This is a genomic window from Vibrio splendidus 12E03 (genome assembly GCF_000272105.2).
GTDB classification, from domain to species: domain Bacteria; phylum Pseudomonadota; class Gammaproteobacteria; order Enterobacterales; family Vibrionaceae; genus Vibrio; species Vibrio splendidus_I.
This window is the reverse complement of record NZ_AJZD02000299.1, coordinates 1-589: the sequence shown is the minus strand read 5'-3', so window position 1 is coordinate 589 and position 589 is coordinate 1. Positions and strand designations below refer to the sequence as shown.

2 protein-coding genes are annotated in these 589 nt (G+C 28.7%); both read left to right on the top strand.

Annotation, left to right across the window (positions count from 1 at the left end; translation table 11 throughout):
• On the top strand, positions 1–367 hold a 367-nt coding region (locus A142_RS25330), incomplete at its 5' end, for a hypothetical protein (protein ID WP_206744040.1).
• Positions 364–589 (top strand): hypothetical protein (locus A142_RS18790; protein WP_032545580.1); only part of this gene is annotated, 226 nt, incomplete at its 3' end. The genes A142_RS25330 and A142_RS18790, both read left to right, overlap by 4 nt.

The following is a 589-nucleotide window of genomic DNA, read 5'->3' as shown; positions in this document are numbered from 1 at the left end:
ATCTCATGATGCGACTGGGTTAGATTTGGGAATGCTATATGTAATACTTACTTTCACTATATTGTTAATAGTGGTTGTTATACATTTACTATATGATAAATTTGAAGAAACGAGCGAATTCATTATATATGAGTCTTATTTGTTCATAATATTAGTAGTAAACGTAGCACTTCTAGGAAGGACTCAAGCTGAAAGAATAGGTATGCTCTCATTATCCATGTCTACTTGGGTACTTTGTAATTTTTTAAGTAATAAATTTAGCCATCCGAGAATATTGGGTTTTGTTTTTGTGATACTTTGTACTGTACCAACATTTCTATTTAATTCAGCATTTAGTATGCTTTTAACATCTTTAGGTGAGAAATGAAAATATTGAAAGGTGCTGTGCTAATCTCATTAGAAAGATATTTTTCTGTTTTTATCATATCTATATCATTTTTTATCTTAGCTAAATATGTTCCAGTGGATAAGTTAGGTGAATATAGTGCTATAGAAGCTGTAGTAATGATTTGTGTTATTTTTTCATTATTATCTTTAGACACGGTTTTTCAGGATTATTATTTGAAAAATAGTGATCGAATTTCTATTG